Consider the following 19,187-nt stretch of genomic DNA (forward strand, 5'->3'; position numbering starts at 1 on the left):
CCGGTTCGACCGGCCGCGCGCCATGGTCATTTTCGCGGCGCCGGATGCCGCGGCTCTCGCTGAGGTGCGTCGTTGAGTTCCCACATCCCGGATGCGGCCGGGCAGTCCCCAGGCCGCTCGTCATCCTTCGGTCTGCTGGTGGCCGCCATCGGCGTGGTCTACGGCGACATCGGCACCAGTCCGCTATACACCCTCAAGGAAGTCTTCGCCGGCCACTACGGTGTGCGCGTCGATCACGACGGCGTGCTGGGCATCCTCTCGCTGATCCTCTGGTCGCTGCTCTGGGTGGTCTCGCTCAAGTACGTGCTGTTCATGCTGCGCGCCGACAACGGCGGCGAGGGCGGGGTGATGGCGCTCACCGCCCTGGCCCGCCGCGCCACCGCCGCGCATCCACGGCTGAGTGGCGTGCTGGTGCTGCTCGGCCTGTTCGGCACCGCGCTGTTTTACGGCGACAGCATGATCACCCCGGCCATCTCGGTGCTCTCCGCGGTGGAGGGTCTGGACGTGGCGCTGCCGGGCATGAGCCACTGGGTGGTGCCGGTCACCGTGATCCTGCTGATCGGCCTGTTCCTGATCCAGAAGCACGGCACAGCGCGCATCGGCATCCTGTTCGGTCCGGTGATGGTCCTGTGGTTCCTGGTGCTGGGCGTGCTCGGCATCCACGGCATAGTGCAGCGCCCCGAGGTGCTGCAGGCGCTCAATCCCTGGTGGGCGCTGAACTTCTTCATCGCCCATCCGGGCGTCGGCGTGACCATCCTCGGCGCCGTGGTGCTGGCACTGACCGGTGCCGAGGCGCTGTACGCCGACATGGGCCACTTCGGCCGCCGGCCCATCGCCCGCGCCTGGTTCGCCCTGGTGCTGCCGGGCCTGGTGCTCAACTACTTCGGCCAGGGCGCGCTGCTGCTGGAAAACCCCGAGGCGGCGCGCAATCCCTTCTACCTGCTGGCGCCGTCCTGGGCACTGCTGCCGATGATCGGCCTGGCCACCCTGGCCACCATCATCGCCTCCCAGGCGGTGATCTCCGGCGCCTTCTCCCTCAGCCAGCAGGCCATGCAGCTCGGCTACATCCCGCGCATGCAGGTGCAGCACACCTCCAGCGCGGCCCAGGGGCAGATCTATGTCGGCGTGGTCAACTGGGCGCTGATGGTCGCCGTGGTGCTGCTGGTGATCGGCTTCGGCTCCTCCGGTGCGCTGGCCGCTGCCTATGGCGTGGCGGTGACCACAACCATGCTGATCGACACCCTGCTGGTGTCGGCAGTGATGCTTCTGCTGTGGCGCACGCCGCGCTGGCTGGCCATCCCGGTGCTGCTCGGCTTCCTCCTGGTGGACAGTCTGTTCTTCAGCGCCAACGTGCCCAAGGTGCTCCAGGGCGGCGCCTTCCCGGTGGTCGCCGGTATCGCCCTGTTCCTGCTGATGACCACCTGGAAGCGCGGCAAGCAGATGCTGTTCGCCCGCCTGGACGAGACGGCCCTGCCGCTGCCGGCCTTCCTCGGCAGCATCCGCATTCAGCCGCCGCACCGCGTCAACGGCACCGCCATCTTCCTCAGCGCGAGGCCGGACGCCGTGCCCCACGCGCTGTTGCACAACCTGCTGCACAACCAGGTGCTGCACGAGCAGGTGGTGCTACTCACGGTGGTCAGCGAGGACGAACCGCGCCTGGCGCCGGAGCGGCGCTTCGAGGTGTCGGCCTATGGCGACGGCTTCTTCCGGGTGATCCTGCACTTCGGCTTCATGGAGGAGCCGGACGTGCCGGCGGCGCTGCGCCTGTGTCACCTGGACGAGCTGGACTTCTCGCCGATGCGCACCACCTACTTCCTCAGCCGCGAGACGGTGATCCCGACCAAGCGCTTCGGCATGGCTCCCTGGCGCGAGCGCCTGTTCGCCTTCCTGCAGAAGAACGCCAACAGCAGCATGAGCTACTTCCAGCTGCCGGTTAACCGGGTGATAGAGCTGGGCACGCAAGTCGAGATCTGACCCCGCAAGGCCACCCCGCCCGGTAGAATCGCCCCGAGAAACGATTTTCCCGAGGCAGAGCAGCGTGGATCTACAGCAGGGCTTCGTCCTGACCCGGCACTGGCGCGACACGCCGGCCGGCACCGAGGTCGAATTCTGGCTGGCCAGCGACGCCGGCCCGCGCCGAGTGCGCCTGGCGCCCCAGCCCTCGGTGGCGTTCATCCCCGAGGTGCAGCGCGAGCGCGCCGAGGCGCAGCTGCGCGGCGAGCGTGAGGTGGAGCTGCGCCCGCTGGGCCTGCGCGACTTTCGCCAGCGGCCGATGCTCGGCCTGTACTGCCGCTCGCATCGCCAGCTGATCAAGCTGGACAAGCAGCTGCGCAAGGCCGGCGTGGATGTGTACGAGGCCGATATCCGCCCGCCCGAACGCTTCCTGATGGAGCGCTTCATCACCGCGCCGGTCAGCTTCGGCGGCACGCCGGGCGAGGACGGCACGCTGCTCGACGCGCGCCTGAAGCCGGACGACAGCTATCGCCCGACACTGCGCCTGGCCTCGCTGGACATCGAGACCAGCGAGCGCGGCGAGCTGTACTCCATCGCCATCGAGGGCTGCGGCCAGCGCCAGGTGTATATGCTCGGCGAGCGGCCGGAAGTGGCCCCCGAGGTGGATTTCGACCTGGCCTACTGCGCCAGCCGCGCCGAGCTGCTGCATTGCCTCAACGCCTGGCTGGCCGCGCACGACCCGGACGCCATCATCGGCTGGAACCTGGTGCAGTTCGACCTGCGCGTGCTGCAGCGCCATGCCGCCGAGCTGCAGGTGCCGCTGCTGTTCGGCCGCGGCGGCGAGCCGATGGAATGGCGCGAGCACGCCAGCCACAACCACTACTTCGCGGCGGCGGCCGGGCGCCTGATCATCGACGGCATCGAGGCGCTGCGCTCGGCCACCTGGAGCTTCCCCTCGTTCAGCCTGGAGAACGTGGCGCAGACCCTGCTCGGCGAGGGCAAGGCAATCGACACGCCGTACCAGCGCATGGACGAGATCAACCGCATGTTCGCCGAGGACCAGCCGGCCTTGGCCCGCTACAACCTCAAGGACTGCGAGCTGGTCACGCGCATCTTCGCCCACACCCGGCTGATCGACTTCCTCCTCGAACGCGCCGCCACCACCGGCCTGCCCGCCGACCGCAGCGGCGGCTCGGTGGCGGCCTTCACCCACCTGTACCTGCCGGCCATGCACCGCATGGGCTTCGTCGCGCCGAATCTGGGCGAGAAGATGCCCCAGGCCAGCCCCGGCGGCTTCGTCATGGACTCGCGCCCGGGGCTCTACGAGTCGGTGCTGGTGCTGGATTACAAGAGCCTGTACCCGTCGATCATCCGCACCTTTCTGATCGACCCGGTGGGCCTGATCGAGGGCCTGCGCGAGCCGGACGACGAGCATTCGGTGGAGGGCTTCCGTGGCGCGCGCTTCTCGCGCACCCGGCACTGCCTGCCGGCCATCGTCGAGCGGGTCTGGCAGGGCCGCGAGGCGGCCAAGCGCGAGGGCAACGCGCCGCTGTCGCAGGCGCTGAAGATCATCATGAACGCCTTCTACGGCGTGCTCGGCTCCAGCGGCTGCCGCTTCTTCGACACGCGCCTGGCCTCGTCCATCACCCTGCGCGGCCACGCCATCATGAAGCGCACCCGCGAGCTGATCGAGGCCGAGGGCTACCGGGTGATCTACGGCGACACCGACTCCACCTTCGTCTGGCTCGGCCATGAACACGCCGAAGAAGATGCCGCGCGCATCGGCCGCGCGCTGGTGGCACGGGTCAACCAGTGGTGGCGCGCGCACCTGCGCGAGGAGATGGGCCTGGAGAGCGCCCTGGAGCTGCAGTACGAGAGCCACTACCGGCGCTTCCTGATGCCCACCGTGCGCGGGGCCGAGGAGGGCAGCAAGAAGCGCTACGCCGGCCTGGTACGCCGCGCCGACGGCAGCGAGGAGATGGTGTTCAAGGGCCTGGAGACGGTGCGCACCGACTGGTCGCCGCTGGCCCAGCGCTTCCAGCAGGAGCTGTATCGGCTGATCTTCGAGCGCAAGCCGCACCAGGAGTACATACGTGACTATGTGCGGCGCACCCTGGCCGGCGAGCTGGACGAGCTGCTGATTTACCGCAAGCGCCTGCGCCGCAAGCTCGGCGACTACGAGCGCAACGTGCCGCCGCACGTACGCGCCGCGCGCCTGGCCGACGAGCACAACGACCGCCTGGGCCGCCCGCGCCAGTACCAGCGCGGCGGCTCGATCAGCTACCTGATCACCGTGGCCGGGCCCGAACCGCTGGAGACCCGGGCCGCCGCCATCGACTACGAGCACTACCTGACCCGGCAGCTGCAGCCGATCGCCGACGCCATCCTGCCCTTCGTGGGCGACGATTTCACGCGTCTGGTCAATCCGCAGCTGGGGCTGTTCTGAGGCCTGCTGGCCGCGCTGCCGCTCAGCGGGCCGGCGCGGCGGCGTGAGCGAGTCGGCAAACCGGCCTCATCGCGGCGCAAGGGGCTTCTCCGCTGGCGGACGGTTCTATACTTTTCCGCCTGCAGTATGGATTCATGGCTATCGGAACGGAGCTGAAGAGACATGAACGGCTGGCAGCGGCTTTGGATGCTGTTTTCTATGGTCTGGACGGGCCTGGTGCTGTTCTACGTGAGCAAGACCTGGCGCCTGACCGACCGGGAAGAGTTGCTCAACTGGAATCTGATCGCCGAGGCCCTGCTCGGGCTGGTGGCGCCCATCCTGCTCAGCTACCTGGTGGGCGTGCTGGTGGGCTGGCTCTGGAACAGGCTGAGGAAGACCAGGCCCTCCTGAGCCCCTGTGCCCGTCGCCACGCGGTGTGGCTGGTCAGCGGGTCGACCAAGCAGTTGCCGCCTCGTCCCCGCGGCGACGCTCAATCCGGCTGGAATGGCGACCGGCCCAGCACCACGCCGGTCTCCTCGGCGTATTCGTGCCAATGCTCGATCAGCGCGGCCAGCTTGGCCGGCTCGTGCTTGGCCAGGTCGTGGATCTCCCCCGGGTCCTTGCTCAGGTCGTACAGCTGCCAGCTCTCCGGGCCCAGCGGCGCGGGAATGTACACGGCCTTCCACGGGCCCTTGCGCACGGCGCGCATGCCGAACAGCTCCCAGCCGGTGACGTGATGCTCGTCATGGGGCGCGCCGGTCTCGCCGGACAGCCAGCCTAGCCAGGACTTGCCGCGCAGCGGCGCCACCTCGCGGCCCCGCCAGCGGCTGCCGGGGTGGCGCACGCCGGCCAGGTCGAGAATGGTCGGGGTGATGTCCATCACCGTGGCGAAGCTGTGGTCGATCTGGCCCTGCTGGCGCCGCAGCTCGGGGTAGCGCAACAGCGCCGGCACGCGGATGCCGCCCTGGGTGGTGAAGGCCTTGAACAGCCTGGACGGCGCGGTGGCCGCCTGGGCCCAGCGCGGGCCGTACCAGACGTAGGAGTTGGCGTTGCCGATGTTGTCCAGGCTGTTGTCGTAGTGCTGGTCGAGGAAGCTCTGCAGGTTCGGCCCGAACTTGGGGAAGGCCTCCAGCAGCGCGCCCTCGGCGCCGTTGTCGGACAGGAAGATGACGAAGGTGTTGTCCAGCTGGCCCTGCCGGCGCAGGTAGTCGACCACCCGGCCGATGTTCCAGTCCATGCGCTCGACCATCGCCGCGTACACCTCCATGGTGCGCGCCGAGATCGCCCGCTGCTGTGGGGTGAGCCGCTCCCATTCCTGGGTCAGCGCCAGCACCGGGTGGGCCTGTACGTCCTCGGCCACCAGGCCGAGCTGCTTGAGACGTTGCAGGCGTTCCTGGCGCAGCGCCTCGGGGCCGGCGTCGTAGTGGCCCCGGTACTTGGCCACCACCTCGGCCGGCGCCTGCAGCGGCCAGTGCGGCGCGGAGAAGGGCAGGTAGGCGAAGAACGGCCGCGCCTGGTCGCGCTCCTTGAGGTACTGGATCAGCCTGTCGCCGAAGGCATCGGAAGAGTAGAAGCCTTCCGGCAGCTGCTCGACGAATTGGTCGTCCTCGATATACAGCGCCGGCGTCGATTTCAGGATGCCCGGCGTGCTCTCGTCGTAGGGCGGCTCGAAGCCGTAGTGGTTGGCGGCGCCGGGCAGCAGCGAGAAGGAGCGCTCGAAGCCGCGCGCATGGGGCGCCAGCTCGGGCGTCAGGCCCAGGTGCCACTTGCCGGCCATCAGCGTCTGGTAGCCGGCCTCGCGCAGCAGCTCGGGCAGGGCCACCACGCGCTCGTTGAGATAGCCCTCGTAGCCGGGCTGGCCGATCTGCTCCGGGGCGATGGCCTCGGCCATGCTGCCGATGCCGGCGATATGGTGATCGGTGCCGGTGAGCAGCATCGAGCGGGTCGGCGAGCAGGTCGGCGCCACGTGGAAGTCGGTCAGGCGCAGGCCTTCCAGGGCCAGGGCGTCGAGGTTGGGCGTGGCGATCTCGCCACCGAAGGCGCCGAGGTCGGAGAAGCCGAGGTCGTCGGCGACTATGACCAGGAAGTTGGGGCGCGCTGGTGATCCGGGCATGGTGGTTCGCTCAGGTGGTGGGCGGAAGGGTCAGAGGGTGCGTGGCTGGCGGGTGAACAGGCGCAGCAGGCTGCCACCCAGCTCGCGCAGCAGGCGCCCGGCGAAGCTGAAGTCGAGCACGCCGGTCTCGTCGACGTAGCGCTGCCAGTGCTCGACCAGCCTGCTCAGCCGCTCCGGCTCGGCATGGGCCAGGTCGTGGATCTCGCCGGGGTCGCGCTTGAGGTGGTACAGCTGCCAGCGCCCCGGGCCGTCCGGTTTGGGGATGTACAGCGCCTTCCAGTCGCCCTGGCGGATGGCGCGGGCGCGGAACAGCTCCCAGCCGGTGGTCTCGTCCTGGCTGTGCGGCGCTGGTTCCTGGCCCTGCAAGTAGGGCAACAGCGAACGACCGCGCAGCGGCAGCACTTCGCGGCCCTGGTAGGTGGTGCCCGGGTGCTCGGTGCCGGCCAGCTGCAGCAGGGTCGGCACTATGTCCATCACGGTGGAAAATTCGTGGCTGATCGCGCCCTGCAGCTGCAGGTCCGGCCAGGTGATGAAGGCCGGCACGCGGATGCCGCCCTGGCTGGTGAACAGCTTGAACTGGCGCGACGGCGCGGTGGCCGCCTGGGCCCAGCGCGGGCCGTACCAGAGGTAGGAGTTGGCGCGGCCGAGGTTGTCCAGACTGTTGTCGTAGTGCCTGGCGATAAAGCGCTGGGCGCGCTTGCCGACGATGGGCAGGGCCTCCAGCGCGGCGCCCTCGGCACCGTTGTCGGAGAGGAACAGGATCAGCGTGTCGTTCAGCTCGCCGCTGGCGCTCAGGTGCTCGATCACCCGGCCGACGTTCCAGTCCAGGCGCTCGACCATCGCCGCGTACACCTCCATGGCGCGGGCGGACTGGCGGCGACCATCCTCGTCCAGCTCGTCCCAGTTCGGCGTGTCCGCCACCACCGGGTGGGCCTCGACGTCCGCCGGCACCAGGCCGAGCTTCTTCAGGCGGGCCAGGCGCTGCTGGCGCAGGGCATCGGGGCCGGCGTCGTAGCGGCCGTGGTACTTGGCGATCAGCTCACTAGGGGCCTGCAGCGGGAAGTGCGGCGCGGAGAACGGCAGGTAGGCGAAGAACGGCCGCTGATCATCCGCCGGGCGCTCGCCCAGGTACTGCAGCAGGCGGTCGGTGAAGGCGTCGGAGGAGTAGAAGTCCGCCGGCAGTTCGGTGACCGGCTCCAGGCCGTCGCGGTAGGTGCCTTCCACCGCGTGCAGCAGGCGCGGCATCTTGTGCGGCGGCACGGCCGGCGACCAGTTGTAGTGGTTGTGCGCGGCGCCTTCGAGGATGAACGAGCGCTCGAAGCCGCGGGCGGCGGCGGAGGTTTCGGCGGTGCGGCCGAGGTGCCATTTGCCGGAGATCAGCGTGTGGTAGCCGGCGTCGCGCAGCAGCTCGGGCAGGGCCGCCACGCGCTGGTTGAGGTGGCCCTCGTAGCCGGGGTTGCGGCGGATCTTCTGGTCGCTGAATTCGGCCATGGCGCCGATGCCGGCCAGGTGATGGTCGGTGCCGGTGAGCAGCATGGCGCGGGTCGGAGAGCAGGCCGAGGCGGCTTGGAAGTCGGTCAGGCGCAGGCCGCGCAGGGCCAGGGCGTCGAGGTGCGGGGTGTCGATCTCGCCACCGAAGGCGCCGAGGTCGGAGAAACCCAGATCGTCGGCGACGATCAGTAGGAAGTTGGGGCGTTTGCTCATGCGAATCTCGGGAAGGTGCGGCCCGCGGGCGAGGCGGGCGGTTGCAGGTAGACAGGCGTCAGTAGGCCAGCGAGGCCAGCGGCAGGTCCTCGACCCGTGGCGGCGGGGCGCGGTAGTCGCCGTCGCCGGTCAGCTCGTAGAGCAGTTCCGCGCGCAGCTGGTGGAAGTCGTAGCCGGCGCGGTCGCGCGGGTGGGGCCGGTCGATCTCGACGATGCGCTTGATCCGCCCCGGACGCGGCGCCAGCACCACCACGCGGTCGGCGAGGAAGATCGCCTCCTCGACGTCGTGGGTGACCAGCAGGCTGGTGATGCCGGCGCGCTTGCGGATGGCCAGCAGCTCTTCCTGCATCTGCTGGCGGGTCAGGGCGTCGAGGGCGCCGAAGGGTTCGTCGAGCAGCAGGATGCGCGGGCTGGCTACCAGGCCGCGGGCGATGGCCACGCGCTGGGCCATGCCGCCGGAGAGCTGGTGCGGGTAGGCGCGCTGGAAGCCGTCGAGGCCGACCAGCTGGACGAACTCCTCGACCCGGCGGAAGCGCTCGGCCTGGGTCAGGTCTTCGTTGACCAGGCCCAGGTTGATGTTCTGCTCCACCGTCAGCCAGGGGAACAGGCGGTGCTCCTGGAACACGATGCCGCGCTCGCTGCCGATGCCGTTCACTGGCTGGCCGGCGATCTCGATGCGGCCGTCGAACTCGCGGTCCAGGCCGACCAGCAGGCGCAGCAGGGTGGACTTGCCGCAGCCGCTGGAGCCGAGGATGGCGATGGATTCGCCTTCGCGGATATCCAGGTTGAAGTCGCTCACCGCCTGCAGCTCGCCGAAGCGTTTGCCGACGCCGATGAAGCTCACCAGCGGCGGGCTCGGCGGCAGGCCCTGGAAGGTCCGCGAGTCGGGCAGGGTCAGGCTGTTCATGCGCTTCTCCAGCGCGTCGCGCGCGCTTCGATCAGTTGTCCGAGGGTGTTGAGCAGGGCGCCGGTGATGCCGATCAGCAGCATCCCGGCCATCACCTGGTCCATGCGGAACAGTTGCTGGGCGCCGATCATCAGGCTGGCCAGGCCGCCGTCCGAGGGCATGAAGTATTCGGCGCCGATGGTGCCGAGCCAGGCGAAGATCAGCGCCAGGCGCAGACCGGCGAAGATGGCCGGGGCGGCGCCCGGCAGCACCAGACGCAGCAGGCGCTGGCGGCGATTCAGGCGCAGGGCGCGGGCGGCCTCGTCCAGCTGTGGCGAGAGGGCGGCGATGCCGCGCTGGCTGGCGATCAGCAGGGGGAAGAAGGTGGCCATGCCGACGAACACCAGCTTGGCCGCCTCGCCCAGACCGAACCAGGCGGTGAGCAGCGGCACCCAGGCGAAGATCGCCACCTGGCGCAGCGCCGCCAGCGACGGGCCGAGCACCCGCTCCGCCGGGCGCCACAGGCCGAGCAGCACGCCCAGGGCCAGGCCCAGGCCGCCACCCAGCAGCAGGCCGCCGAGGGCGCGGCGCAGGCTGAGCAGCAGGCCGTCGACCAGGCTGCGGTCGACCAGGCCCAGCCAGGTGGCCTGGGCCACCTGCGCCGGGCTGGCGAGGATATTGGCGTCGACCCAGCCGGCGCTGCAGGTCAGCTGCCACAGGCCGAGCAGCGCCAGCGGCAGGTACCAGGGTTGCAGACGCTGCCAGCCACGCCCGGCCGCCGCGCGGCGGAACTCGGCGGTGGGTGGGTGCGGCCAGTGCAGCAGGCGCCGGTCGAGCCACTGGATGGCGCGGTCCAGCACCACGCCGAACAGGCCGATGACCAGGATGCAGACGAACACGATGTCGAGCATGAACAGCTGACGGCCCCACACCATCAGGTAGCCGAGGCCCTCGCTGGAGGCCAGCAGTTCCACCGCCAGCAGCGACGCCCAGCCGGTGGCCAGGGCCAGGCGCAGGCCGGCCATGAACGAGGGCAGGGCGGCGGGGATGGTCAGCCGCCACAGGCGCAGGTGCAGCGGCAGGCGCAGCACCTCGGCGGCCTCGCGCAGGCGCGGCTGGGCATCGCGCACGCCGACCAGGGTGTGGATGGTGATGGGCACGATGATGGCCTTGATCAGCACCACCAGCTTGAGTGCCTCGCCGATGCCGAACAGCAGCATGAACAGCGGAATCCAGGCCAGGGTCGGGATCTGCGCCAGCGCTGCGAAAGTGGGGAACACCAGGCGCTCGGCGCGGGCGCTGCTGCCGAGCAGGGCGCCCAGGGCGACGCCGGCGGCCACCCCGCCGAGCAGGCCCCAGGCCAGGCGCTGCAGGCTGATCGCCAGGTGCTGCCAGAGTTCGCCCTGGCCCAGTTCCAGCAGGGTCTGCCAGACCAGGTCGGGCGCCGGCAGTACCTGCTCGCCCATCCAGCCCCAGTGGCTCGCCACCTGCCAGAGCAGCAACAGGCTGACGGGCAGCAACCAGGGCAGCAGGCGCTCGCCCTGCAGGCGTGGCACCAACCACAACGGGCGCGGCAGGTCGCGCACGGCGCCGTGGCTCATGCTGCTGCGCTCCGGCGGACGGCGATATAAGCGCTGGTTAGTAAAGGCATATAAAAGCTCATATCAATTCGATTGAGAGATAAGAGCGGTCATTTAAAGAACCCCGGCAGGGCTCGGCCAATGCCTTTGCCGAATATTTTTTATGCCTGCGCGGCATCTGCCAGCGAGGCCGCGTGCGTGCTGATTTAGAGCTTTAAGTTACTAATAGATAATTTTTTAATATTTATTCTGCATAAGTGGTGCGTGCCTTAGTTTCGCCAGGGAGCACGGATCGAGTGCTCTGCCCAGACCAGGAGCATCACCATGAAGAGTCTTTTCAACGGCTTCGCCGCGCTGTTCGCCACCCCGGCGCTGATCGGCCTGCTGGCCTACCTGCCGCCCGCGCAGGCGGCGGACAAGCTGGAGGAAATCCGCATCGCCGTGCCCGATGTCAGCGCCGGTCCCCAGCACAGTGGCGGTGGCGTGGTCGACGTATTGCGCAGCCGGCAGATCCTCGAGAAGGAGTTCGCCGCCGACGGTATCAAGATCCGCTGGAGCTTCTTCAAGGGCGCCGGCCCGGTGATCAACGAGGCCCTGGCCAACGACCAGGTGGACTTCGCCTACCTCGGCGACCTGGCCGCCATCATCGGCAAGGCCAACGGCCTGGACACCCGCCTGCTCAGCGCCACCGCGCGTGACATCAAGCACTACCTGGGCGTGGTGCCGGGCTCCGGCATCAAGAGCCTGGAAGACCTCAAGGGCAAGCGCGTGGCGATCTTCCGTGGCACCGCCTCGCAGCTGTCGTTCGATGCCGCCCTGGCCAGCAAGGGCCTGTCCGAGCGCGACCTGCAGGTGATCAACCTGGACTTCAACGCGGCCACCGCGGCGCTGGCGGCCAAGCAGATCGACGCCACCTGGAGCCTGTCCAACCTGATCGCCCTGAAGGCGCGCGGCGTGGCCGAGCTGCCGCTGTCCACCGACGACCTCGGCGGCGTCGGCAGCATCCAGGGCGTACTGGTGGCCGACGGCCGCTTCGTCGACCAGCATCCGCAGGTCACCGCGCGCCTGATCAAGGCGCAGCAGCAGGCGGTGAGCTGGCTGCGCGACGAGCAGAACAAGCAGGCCTATATCGACCTGGTCTCGGGCCTGGCCAACTACCCGACGCTGATCCTGCAGAACGATCTGCACAACAGCAGCTTCAGCAGGATCTTCGACCCGCAGCTGGACGCCGGCTTCCTCGCCCGCCTGCAGCAGAGCGTCGACCTGGCCGCCGAGCAGCGCCTGGTACGCAAGGGCTTCGTGGTCAAGGACTGGGCCGAGCCGAAGTTCCTCGATGCGGCCCTGGCCGGGCAGAAGGAATCGGTGGCGGTGGCTCAGTAACGCGCCTGCTGCATCTCGCGCAGGCGGCTGAGAGTGCGGCGGAACGGGAATTCCAGGTAGCCGCGGGTGTACAGCGCCTCCGGCGGTACCGCCGCCTCGATGAGCAGCGGGCGGCGGCGGTCATAGCATTCGTCGACCAGGGCGATGAAGCGCCGCACCGCATCGTCGTGCGGGGCCAGGCTGGGCAGCTCGCGGTCGCCGGCGACCACCCGCTCGGCGGCGTCCTCGGTGCCGCGGGCGATGCGCGCCGCGCGTTGCTCGCCGGACAGGCACGGCACGCCGCCCAGCAGCAGCGCCGGGAAGCGGTCGCACAACGCGATGAAGTCCTCGGCGGACCAGGCGCCCATGCACAGGGTGGCGAACTCCAGCCACACCGCACCGGGTGCCTGGGCGATCACCGGCAGCTGGCGCGAACCGATCTGCAGCGGCGCATGCGTCACCGGGCCGGCGTCGGCCAGACGGGCGAACGCTTCGGCCAGCGCGGTCGGCGCGTTGACCCAGTAGCGCTGGGTGGTCTGCCCCGGATGCAGGCGATGATCGCGTCCGCCGTCCACTTCCAGCACATCCAGATGCGCCTGCAGCGCGGCGATGGCCGGCAGCAGGCGTTCGCGGTTGAAGCCGTCGGCGTACAGCTGGTCCGGCGGCTGGTTGGAGGTGGCGACCAGCACCAGGCCCTCGTCGAGCAGGGCGCGCAGCAGGCCGCCGACCAGCATGGCGTCGCCGATGTCGCTGATGAACAGCTCGTCGAAGCACAGCACGCGCACCTCGCCGGCCAGCTCGCGGGCCAGCGCGCGCAGCGGGTTGGCGGTGCCGCTGAGCTGGAACTGGCGCTGGTGCACCCAGCGCATGAAGTGGTGGAAATGCTGGCGCCGGGACGGCACGGTCAGGCTCTCGTGGAAGCGGTCGAGCAGCCAGGTCTTGCCGCGCCCGACCGGCCCCCAGAGATACACGCCACGACAGCTACGCCCTGCCGCGAGAGCAGCATGACAGGCTTCGAGTTGCTCGACGGCGCGCAGCTGGGCGGCATCGGGATGCAGGTCGCCGCTGGCCAGGGCCTGGCGGTAGGCGGCGAGTGGCGAGGGTGGCGGCGTGGGCATGGCCGCACTGTAGCGGCCGGCGGCCGGGTTGCCCACCGCTGCGCTATTCCTCCAGGCGCCCAGTGCCCTCTCGGTCGCGTGCGTAGTGCCTGGTGAGGGGGAACGGCGGCAGCCAGGCTTCGCGGCGGATGATCCAGCTCTCGTAGGTGGGCTGCAGCTGGTCGGGGGCGTCCAGCGCGCCCAGGTTCACTTCGATCTCGTCGGCGCTGCGGGCGAACACCGAGGAGCCGCAGCGCGGGCAGAAGTGGCGCCCGGCGTAGGCGTGCGTCTCGCCGCTGACGGTCACCGCCTCCTGGGGGAATATCGCCGAGGCGTGGAACAGCGCGCCGTGGTGCTTGCGGCAGTCCAGGCAGTGGCACAGGCCGACCCGGTAGGGACGCCCCGCGGCCTCCAGCCGCACGTCGCCGCACAGGCAGCCGCCGCTGAATCGTTGCATCACGCATCTCCTCTGCTAACTGGTCTGGGTGACCTTAGCAGCTGAGTAGCGGCAAGCGATGCGGCGGTTAGGCGGCACGCCCGCTCAGGCGGCCGCCGTCTCCGTCCGTTGCCCGTCCAGGTCGGTGAGCAGCTCGATCATCGCCTTGGCCGCCGGGGACAGGCGGAAACCGGTGCGGGTGACGATGCCGCAGCGGGCGCTGAGGCTGTCGAGGTTGCTCGGCAGATTGCGCAGGTGCAGCTGCACCAGTTCGCCGCGCTGGACCCGATCGCTGACCGCCTCGACGGTGGCGATGCCGATGGCGTCGCTGCGCTGCACCAGCTCCTCCAGCAGGGAGAAGTGCTCGCACTCCAGGTGTACGGCGAAGTCGGTCTTGCCGCTGAGGTTGGCCAGCACCTTGCGCGCGCCCATGGGAATGCGCGTGGCGGCCAGCGGATAGTCGAACAGGTCGTTGGTCGACAGGCTCTCCTTGGCCAGCAGCGGGTGGCCGGGGCGGCAGAAGAACAGCCCGGGACGCGGGCGCAGGGCCTGGGTCTGCACGCTGGGGTCGGCCTCGAAGTGACGGATGTCGGCGATGAAGAATTCGATCTCGTCGCGGCCCAGGCTGCGGCTGAGGTTCTCCCAGTTGTTCACCTCGAACTGCGCGCGGATCCGCGGGTAGCGCTGCATGAATTCCAGCAGGGCGTCCGGTACCAGACGCGCGGCCAGCGCCGGGCCGCAGCCGAAGCGCAGCTCGCCGGCGTCGAGCTTGGTCATCTGGTTGATCTCGTGGCTCAGGTTGCTGGCGCCGCGCACCAGGGCCAGGGCGTGCTGCAGCACCACCTGGCCTTCTGGCGTGGGGCGCAGGTCCTTGCTGCCGCGGTCCACCAGCACGCAGCCCAGCTCGTGCTCCAGGCCCTGGATGCTGCGGCTGAAGGCCGGCTGGGTGATGCCCATGGCGTCGGCCGCGCGGACGAAACTGCGGTGCTCGTGGAGGGCGAGAAAGTAGCGGAGTTGGCGCAGATCCATGATGCGTTCCCGGCATTGAAAATATAGGGAGAAGGCATTTGTGTGCCCCTGGGTGCTGGTTTTAAATGCAGGCTCTTATTCCGTCAATCTAAGTAAATTAATAAATCTAGATCTAAATGGAATATTGATATGGCCATGCAACCCAGGGGGAGAACCATGCAGATGCCAATGCCGCGGTGCCGCTGTCGCTGACCGCCGCTGAGCCGCCTTAAGGCTCGCCCACCCATTCACCACCCTTTCAGCCATCGCCCCATGCAGGCGATGCGGCCCGCTGCTGCCCGAATCCGGCGGCGGGCAGATCAGCCAAGGAAACATTGATGAGCCATCACCGAACGTCGCCAACCATCGCCCGGCCCCTGTCGCTGCAACGCCTGGCCGCCCCCGAATACGCCCTGACCCTGCTGCTGGCCCTGGCCGCGCCGGGCCATGTGCTGGCCGAGGAAGCCGCCATCACGCCGAGCGCCGAGGAAGAGGTGGCGCTGGGCAAGGTCACCGTCACCGCACGCCGCCGCGAGGAAAACGTGCAGGACGTGCCGACGCCGATCACCACCCTCAGCGGCGCCACCCTGGAGCAGCAGAAGGTCTACAAGGTGCAGGACCTGCAGCAGGTGCTGCCAAGCGTCAACGTCGCCTATATCCATGCGCGCCAGTCCAGCGTGGCGGTGCGCGGCATCGGCAACAACCCGGCCAGCGACGGCCTGGAAGGCAGCGCCGGGATCTACCTGGACAACATCTACCTGGGCCGTCCGGGCATGGCCGTGTTCGACCTGCTCGACGTCGAACAGCTGGAGCTGCTGCGCGGCCCGCAGGGCACCCTGTTCGGCAAGAACACCACGGCCGGGGTGATCAACATCAGCACGCGCAAGCCGACCTTCACCCCCGAGCGCAGCGTCGAGGTCACCGGTGGCGAGCGCGGCCTGTTCCAGGGCAAGGGCACCATCTCCGGGCCGCTGACCGAGACCCTGGCCGGGCGCCTGTCGGCCTACCGCACCCGTGACGATGGCTACATCGACAACCAGCACGACGACCGCACCTTCGTTGGCGGCGAGCGCGAGGGTGCCCGTGGCCAGCTGCTGTTCGAGCCGAACGACGACTTCAGCCTGCGCTGGATCACCGACTACAACCAGGAGAACTCCAGCAATGGTGTGTGGGCCCTGTACGGCGTGACCGACCGCTTCCGCCAGCGCGCCGCGCTGATCGGCGCCAACCCGCAGTACGACGTGAAGAAACGCGAGGTGAACATCGACGGCGTGCAGTCGGTGAACGTCTACCAGGGCGGCTCCTCGCTGGAGGCCAACTGGAACCTCGACGGCGGCTACACCTTCACCTCGATCAGCGGCTACCGCTACTGGCACTTCATCCCGCGCAACGATGCCGACCTCACTGACGTCGATGCCTTCACCCACAGCGGCGTGGAAGTGCACGACCGGCAGTTCTCCCAGGAATTCCGCCTGGCCTCGCCCACCGGCGGCAGCTTCGACTACGTGCTCGGCGCCTACCTGTTCAACCAGAACCTGGGCAACAAGACGGTGCAGGACTTCGGCCCCTACGCCGACCTGTTCCTCACCGGTGCCAACAACGGCATCTTCAACAACGTACGCACCCAGACCAACGGCAAGATCGAGACCGACAGCTTCGCCCTGTTCGCCCAGGGCAACTGGCACCTCACCGACCGCCTCGACTTCACCGCCGGCATCCGTGGCACCTACGAGGAGAAGACCGCGCGCCTGCACCGCTTCGCTCCCGAAGGCGGCGCAGATCTGTCCGGCATCCCACCGCTCAATGCCGCGCGCCAACGGCAGATGGGCGCCCTGGATACCGGCGACTTCGGTCTGCACAACGCTTCGCCGTCCGGCCTGCTCAGCCTGAGCTACAAGTTCAGCGACGACCTGCTCGGTTACGCCACGCTGTCCCACGGCGAGAAGTCAGGCGGGGTCAACCTGACCGCTCCGGTGTTTGGCAACGGTGCCGACTCGCTGGTGGTCGGTCCGGAGCGCGCCAACGATGCCGAGCTGGGCTTCAAGAGCACCCTGGCCGACGGCCGCCTGCTGTTCAACACCAACATCTTCTGGACCGGCATCCACGGCTATCAGGCCACCACGTTGACCACCAACGCCAGCTCGCCGACCCCGGTGTCGGTGCTGGCCAACGCCGGCAGCGTGCGCTCGCGTGGCGTGGAGTTCGAGGCCTCCTACCTGCCGATCCGCGGCCTGACCCTGAACTTCAACGGCTCCTACAACGACGTCACCTACCTGAGCTTCAAGGACGCGCCGTGCCCGGGTGAGGTCAGCACGGTCAACCCGACCGCCAAGTGCGACCTGACCGGCGAGCGTGTGGTCGGCGCCTCGAAATGGATCGGCAACGTCAACGGCGAGTACACCTGGCAGCTCGACGGCGGCCTGCGTCCCTACGTCAACGCCGGCTACTCCTACCGCTCCGAGGCCGAAGGCACGCTGGACAACTCCGACCTGTCGAAGATCGACGGCTACGGCCTGCTCAACCTGGCCGCCGGCGTGCGCGCCGACCTCGGCGATGGCGAGCTGGACACCTCGCTGTGGGTGCGCAACGCCACCGACGAGGACTACTACCTGACCGCCTTCGCCATGACCAACGGCGCCTACACCGCCTCCGTGGGCCAGCCGCGCACCGCCGGCGTGACCCTGCGTTACGACTTCTGATCGGCTGCCGCACAGCCAAACCTCAAGGAGAGACACCATGAGCAATGCCGCAATCGCCGTACAACCTGCAGTCCAACTCGACATCCACCCGGTAGCCGGGCGCATCGGTGCCGAGGTTCGCGGCATCAGCCTGTCCGCCGAGCTGGACGCCGCCACCGTCGAGGCCATCCAGGCTGCGCTGGTGGAGCACAAGGTGCTGTTCTTCCGCGCCCAGCACCAGCTCGACGACCAGGCCCAGGAGGCCTTCGCCAAGCTGCTCGGCGAGCCCATCGCCCATCCCACGGTGCCGGTACGCGAAGGCACCCACTACCTGCTCGAACTGGACGGCGCCCAGGGCCAGCGCGCCAACTCCTGGCACACCGACGTGACCTTCGTCGACGCCTATCCCAAGGCCTCGATCCTGCGCTCGGTGGTGGCGGCCAAGGCCGGTGGCGACACCGTCTGGGCCAATACCGAAACCGCCTACCAGGACCTCTCGCCGGAGCTGCGCGAGCTGGCCGACAAGCTCTGGGCGGTGCACAGCAACGAGTACGACTACGCCGGCGTGCGCCCCAACGTCGAGCTGGCCAAGCTGGAGGAGTACCGCAAGGTGTTCGCCTCCACCGTTTACGAGACCGAGCACCCGCTGGTGCGCGTGCACCCGGTGAGCGGCCAGCGCAGCCTGCTGCTCGGCCACTTCGTCAAACGCATCAAGGGCCTGTCGCGCGATGACTCGCAGCGCCTGTTCGACACCTTCCAGGGCCATGTCACCCGTTTGGAAAACACCGTGCGCTGGCGCTGGCAGGAAGGTGACGTGGCGATCTGGGACAACCGCGCCACCCAGCACTACGCGGTGGACGATTATGGCCAGCAGGACCGCATCGTGCGCCGCGTGACCCTGGCCGGCGACGTGCCGGTGAGCGTCGACGGTCGCCGCAGCCAGACCATCCGCAAGGGCTGAAGGGGAGAGCAGCATGAGCAACAACGTCAGCGCATTGCGCCAGGAGCAGGCCGGCGACGGCCTGCGCATCGTCCCCCTCAACGCCCCGCTGGGCGCCGAGGTACATGGCCTGGATGGCCGCCGGGACCTGACCGCCGAGCAGATCCTCACCCTCAAGCAGGCTCACCGCGAATACCAGATCCTGATCTTCAAGAATCAGCAGCTGGACGATGCGCAGTTCCTGCGTTTCACCTCCTGGTTCGGCTCGGTGTTCCAGCCGCACCCGGACTTCGCCGTGCTGTCCTCCGGCGACGACGGCAAGGCACCGGACATCGTCAAGGTGGCCAATACCGGTGATGGCGAGCTGGGCAACTTCGCTCTGCCGGCGCACACCGATCATCAATGGACGCCAACGCCCTCGGCCGGCTCGCTGCTGTATGCCCTGGAAGTGCCGGAGGAGGGCGGCGAGACCAGCTGGACCAACCTGACCCTGGCCTACCGCGCCCTGGACGAAGACACCCGGCGCGAGATCGACGATCTCAAGCTGATCAACTACAACCCCTTCGTGCGCATCAAGAACGGTGGCTACGGGGGCGGCTTCGTCACCTACCGCACGCCGGACATCGAGCCGATCCAGGGCACCGAGCATCCGCTGGTGCGCACCCATCCGGAGACCGGCAAGCGCCTGCTCTACCTCAGCGTGCACACCGAGGTGGAGATTCCCGGCTACGACCCGCAGAAGGGCGCGGCGCTGATCGCCCGCCTGCGCGAGCACCTGCAGAACCCGCGCTACTCCTACACGCACAAGTGGGAGGTGGGCGACATCGTGTACTGGGACAACCAGGCCACCCTGCACGCGCGCAATGCCTTCCCGGCCACCCAGCGCCGGCGCATGAAGCGCATCAGCCTGGCCGGCAGCCGACCGTTCTGAAGGCATCGGCCGGGCAACGGACGACCCGCCCGTGCGGGTTGTCCGTTCTGCCATGAGCGCTGCGTGAAGCGCCAGCA

14 protein-coding genes are annotated in these 19,187 nt (G+C 68.8%); 7 read left to right on the forward strand and 7 right to left on the reverse strand.

Features of this window, described 5'->3' with window-relative positions:
* Positions 1-72: 72 nt before the first annotated feature.
* From FFS62_RS01140 to FFS62_RS01150, 3 genes are all read left to right on the forward strand, one after another.
* Complete coding sequence (locus FFS62_RS01140) at positions 73-1,974, forward strand: potassium transporter Kup (RefSeq protein WP_171016245.1); 1,902 nt, start codon at positions 73-75, stop codon at positions 1,972-1,974.
* A gap of 64 nt (positions 1,975-2,038) precedes the next feature.
* The gene (locus FFS62_RS01145) at positions 2,039-4,399 is read left to right on the forward strand and encodes a DNA polymerase II (RefSeq protein ID WP_137970982.1); all 2,361 of its coding nucleotides are present in this window, start codon (positions 2,039-2,041) and stop codon (positions 4,397-4,399) included.
* 162 nt (positions 4,400-4,561) lie between these two features.
* A complete protein-coding gene (locus FFS62_RS01150; protein WP_137970983.1) occupies positions 4,562-4,789 on the forward strand; it encodes a hypothetical protein in 228 nt (75 codons plus the stop codon).
* Positions 4,790-4,868: 79 nt separating this feature from the next.
* Here FFS62_RS01150 and FFS62_RS01155 read toward each other — a convergent pair whose 3' ends face one another.
* Genes FFS62_RS01155 through FFS62_RS01170 form a run of 4 tightly spaced genes read right to left on the reverse strand, consistent with a single transcriptional unit; the run spans position 4,869 to position 10,682 of the window.
* A complete protein-coding gene (locus FFS62_RS01155; RefSeq protein WP_137970984.1) occupies positions 4,869-6,491 on the reverse strand; it encodes an arylsulfatase in 1,623 nt (540 codons plus the stop codon).
* Between the two features lie 30 nt (positions 6,492-6,521).
* Complete coding sequence (locus tag FFS62_RS01160) at positions 6,522-8,195, reverse strand: arylsulfatase (RefSeq protein ID WP_137970985.1); 1,674 nt, start codon at positions 8,193-8,195, stop codon at positions 6,522-6,524.
* A 58-nt stretch (positions 8,196-8,253) separates the two neighbouring features.
* Complete coding sequence (locus FFS62_RS01165; protein WP_137970986.1) at positions 8,254-9,102, reverse strand: ABC transporter ATP-binding protein; 849 nt, start codon at positions 9,100-9,102, stop codon at positions 8,254-8,256.
* The gene (locus FFS62_RS01170) at positions 9,099-10,682 is read right to left on the reverse strand and encodes an ABC transporter permease (protein WP_137970987.1); all 1,584 of its coding nucleotides are present in this window, start codon (positions 10,680-10,682) and stop codon (positions 9,099-9,101) included. Before FFS62_RS01170 ends, FFS62_RS01165 begins: the two co-directional genes overlap by 4 nt.
* Before the next feature lie 303 nt (positions 10,683-10,985).
* On the opposite strand from FFS62_RS01170, the gene FFS62_RS01175 reads away from it, so the two are divergent.
* Positions 10,986-12,041, forward strand: coding sequence for an ABC transporter substrate-binding protein (locus FFS62_RS01175; RefSeq protein WP_137970988.1), 1,056 nt, complete (start codon positions 10,986-10,988; stop codon positions 12,039-12,041).
* Here FFS62_RS01175 and zapE read toward each other — a convergent pair.
* The 3 genes from zapE to FFS62_RS01190 all read right to left on the reverse strand — a co-directional run bounded on the left by zapE (position 12,035) and on the right by FFS62_RS01190 (position 14,582).
* Positions 12,035-13,138, reverse strand: a complete 1,104-nt coding sequence (gene zapE / locus FFS62_RS01180; protein WP_137972202.1) for a cell division protein ZapE — start codon at positions 13,136-13,138, stop codon at positions 12,035-12,037. The genes FFS62_RS01175 and zapE overlap by 7 nt on opposite strands.
* 43 nt (positions 13,139-13,181) lie before the next feature.
* Positions 13,182-13,574, reverse strand: coding sequence for a GFA family protein (locus tag FFS62_RS01185; RefSeq protein ID WP_137970989.1), 393 nt, complete (start codon positions 13,572-13,574; stop codon positions 13,182-13,184).
* Between the two features lie 84 nt (positions 13,575-13,658).
* The gene (locus tag FFS62_RS01190; RefSeq protein ID WP_137970990.1) at positions 13,659-14,582 is read right to left on the reverse strand and encodes a LysR family transcriptional regulator; all 924 of its coding nucleotides are present in this window, start codon (positions 14,580-14,582) and stop codon (positions 13,659-13,661) included.
* A 317-nt stretch (positions 14,583-14,899) separates the two neighbouring features.
* On the opposite strand from FFS62_RS01190, the gene FFS62_RS01195 reads away from it, so the two are divergent.
* Genes FFS62_RS01195 through FFS62_RS01205 form a run of 3 tightly spaced genes read left to right on the forward strand, consistent with a single transcriptional unit; the run spans position 14,900 to position 19,110 of the window.
* A complete protein-coding gene (locus FFS62_RS01195; RefSeq protein ID WP_137970991.1) occupies positions 14,900-17,260 on the forward strand; it encodes a TonB-dependent receptor in 2,361 nt (786 codons plus the stop codon).
* A gap of 37 nt (positions 17,261-17,297) precedes the next feature.
* Complete coding sequence (locus tag FFS62_RS01200) at positions 17,298-18,200, forward strand: TauD/TfdA family dioxygenase (protein ID WP_137970992.1); 903 nt, start codon at positions 17,298-17,300, stop codon at positions 18,198-18,200.
* Between the two features lie 13 nt (positions 18,201-18,213).
* The gene (locus FFS62_RS01205) at positions 18,214-19,110 is read left to right on the forward strand and encodes a TauD/TfdA family dioxygenase (RefSeq protein WP_137970993.1); all 897 of its coding nucleotides are present in this window, start codon (positions 18,214-18,216) and stop codon (positions 19,108-19,110) included.
* Positions 19,111-19,187: the final 77 nt, after the last annotated feature.

The organism is Pseudomonas sp. F(2018) (assembly GCF_005508865.1).
Lineage (GTDB): Bacteria > Pseudomonadota > Gammaproteobacteria > Pseudomonadales > Pseudomonadaceae > Aquipseudomonas.

Bases quoted from the DNA above. Each gene is read 5' to 3' on its own strand.
- FFS62_RS01150 (WP_137970983.1), top strand. From the start codon at position 4,562: ATGAACGGCTGGCAGCGGCTTTGGATGCTGTTTTCTATGGTCTGGACG.
- FFS62_RS01155 (WP_137970984.1), bottom strand. From the start codon at position 6,491: ATGCCCGGATCACCAGCGCGCCCCAACTTCCTGGTCATAGTCGCCGAC.
- FFS62_RS01160 (WP_137970985.1), bottom strand. From the start codon at position 8,195: ATGAGCAAACGCCCCAACTTCCTACTGATCGTCGCCGACGATCTGGGT.
- FFS62_RS01165 (WP_137970986.1), bottom strand. From the start codon at position 9,102: ATGAACAGCCTGACCCTGCCCGACTCGCGGACCTTCCAGGGCCTGCCG.
- FFS62_RS01170 (WP_137970987.1), bottom strand. From the start codon at position 10,682: ATGAGCCACGGCGCCGTGCGCGACCTGCCGCGCCCGTTGTGGTTGGTG.
- FFS62_RS01175 (WP_137970988.1), top strand. From the start codon at position 10,986: ATGAAGAGTCTTTTCAACGGCTTCGCCGCGCTGTTCGCCACCCCGGCG.
- zapE (WP_137972202.1), bottom strand. From the start codon at position 13,138: ATGCCCACGCCGCCACCCTCGCCACTCGCCGCCTACCGCCAGGCCCTG.
- FFS62_RS01185 (WP_137970989.1), bottom strand. From the start codon at position 13,574: ATGCAACGATTCAGCGGCGGCTGCCTGTGCGGCGACGTGCGGCTGGAG.
- FFS62_RS01190 (WP_137970990.1), bottom strand. From the start codon at position 14,582: ATGGATCTGCGCCAACTCCGCTACTTTCTCGCCCTCCACGAGCACCGC.
- FFS62_RS01195 (WP_137970991.1), top strand. From the start codon at position 14,900: ATGAGCCATCACCGAACGTCGCCAACCATCGCCCGGCCCCTGTCGCTG.
- FFS62_RS01200 (WP_137970992.1), top strand. From the start codon at position 17,298: ATGAGCAATGCCGCAATCGCCGTACAACCTGCAGTCCAACTCGACATC.
- FFS62_RS01205 (WP_137970993.1), top strand. From the start codon at position 18,214: ATGAGCAACAACGTCAGCGCATTGCGCCAGGAGCAGGCCGGCGACGGC.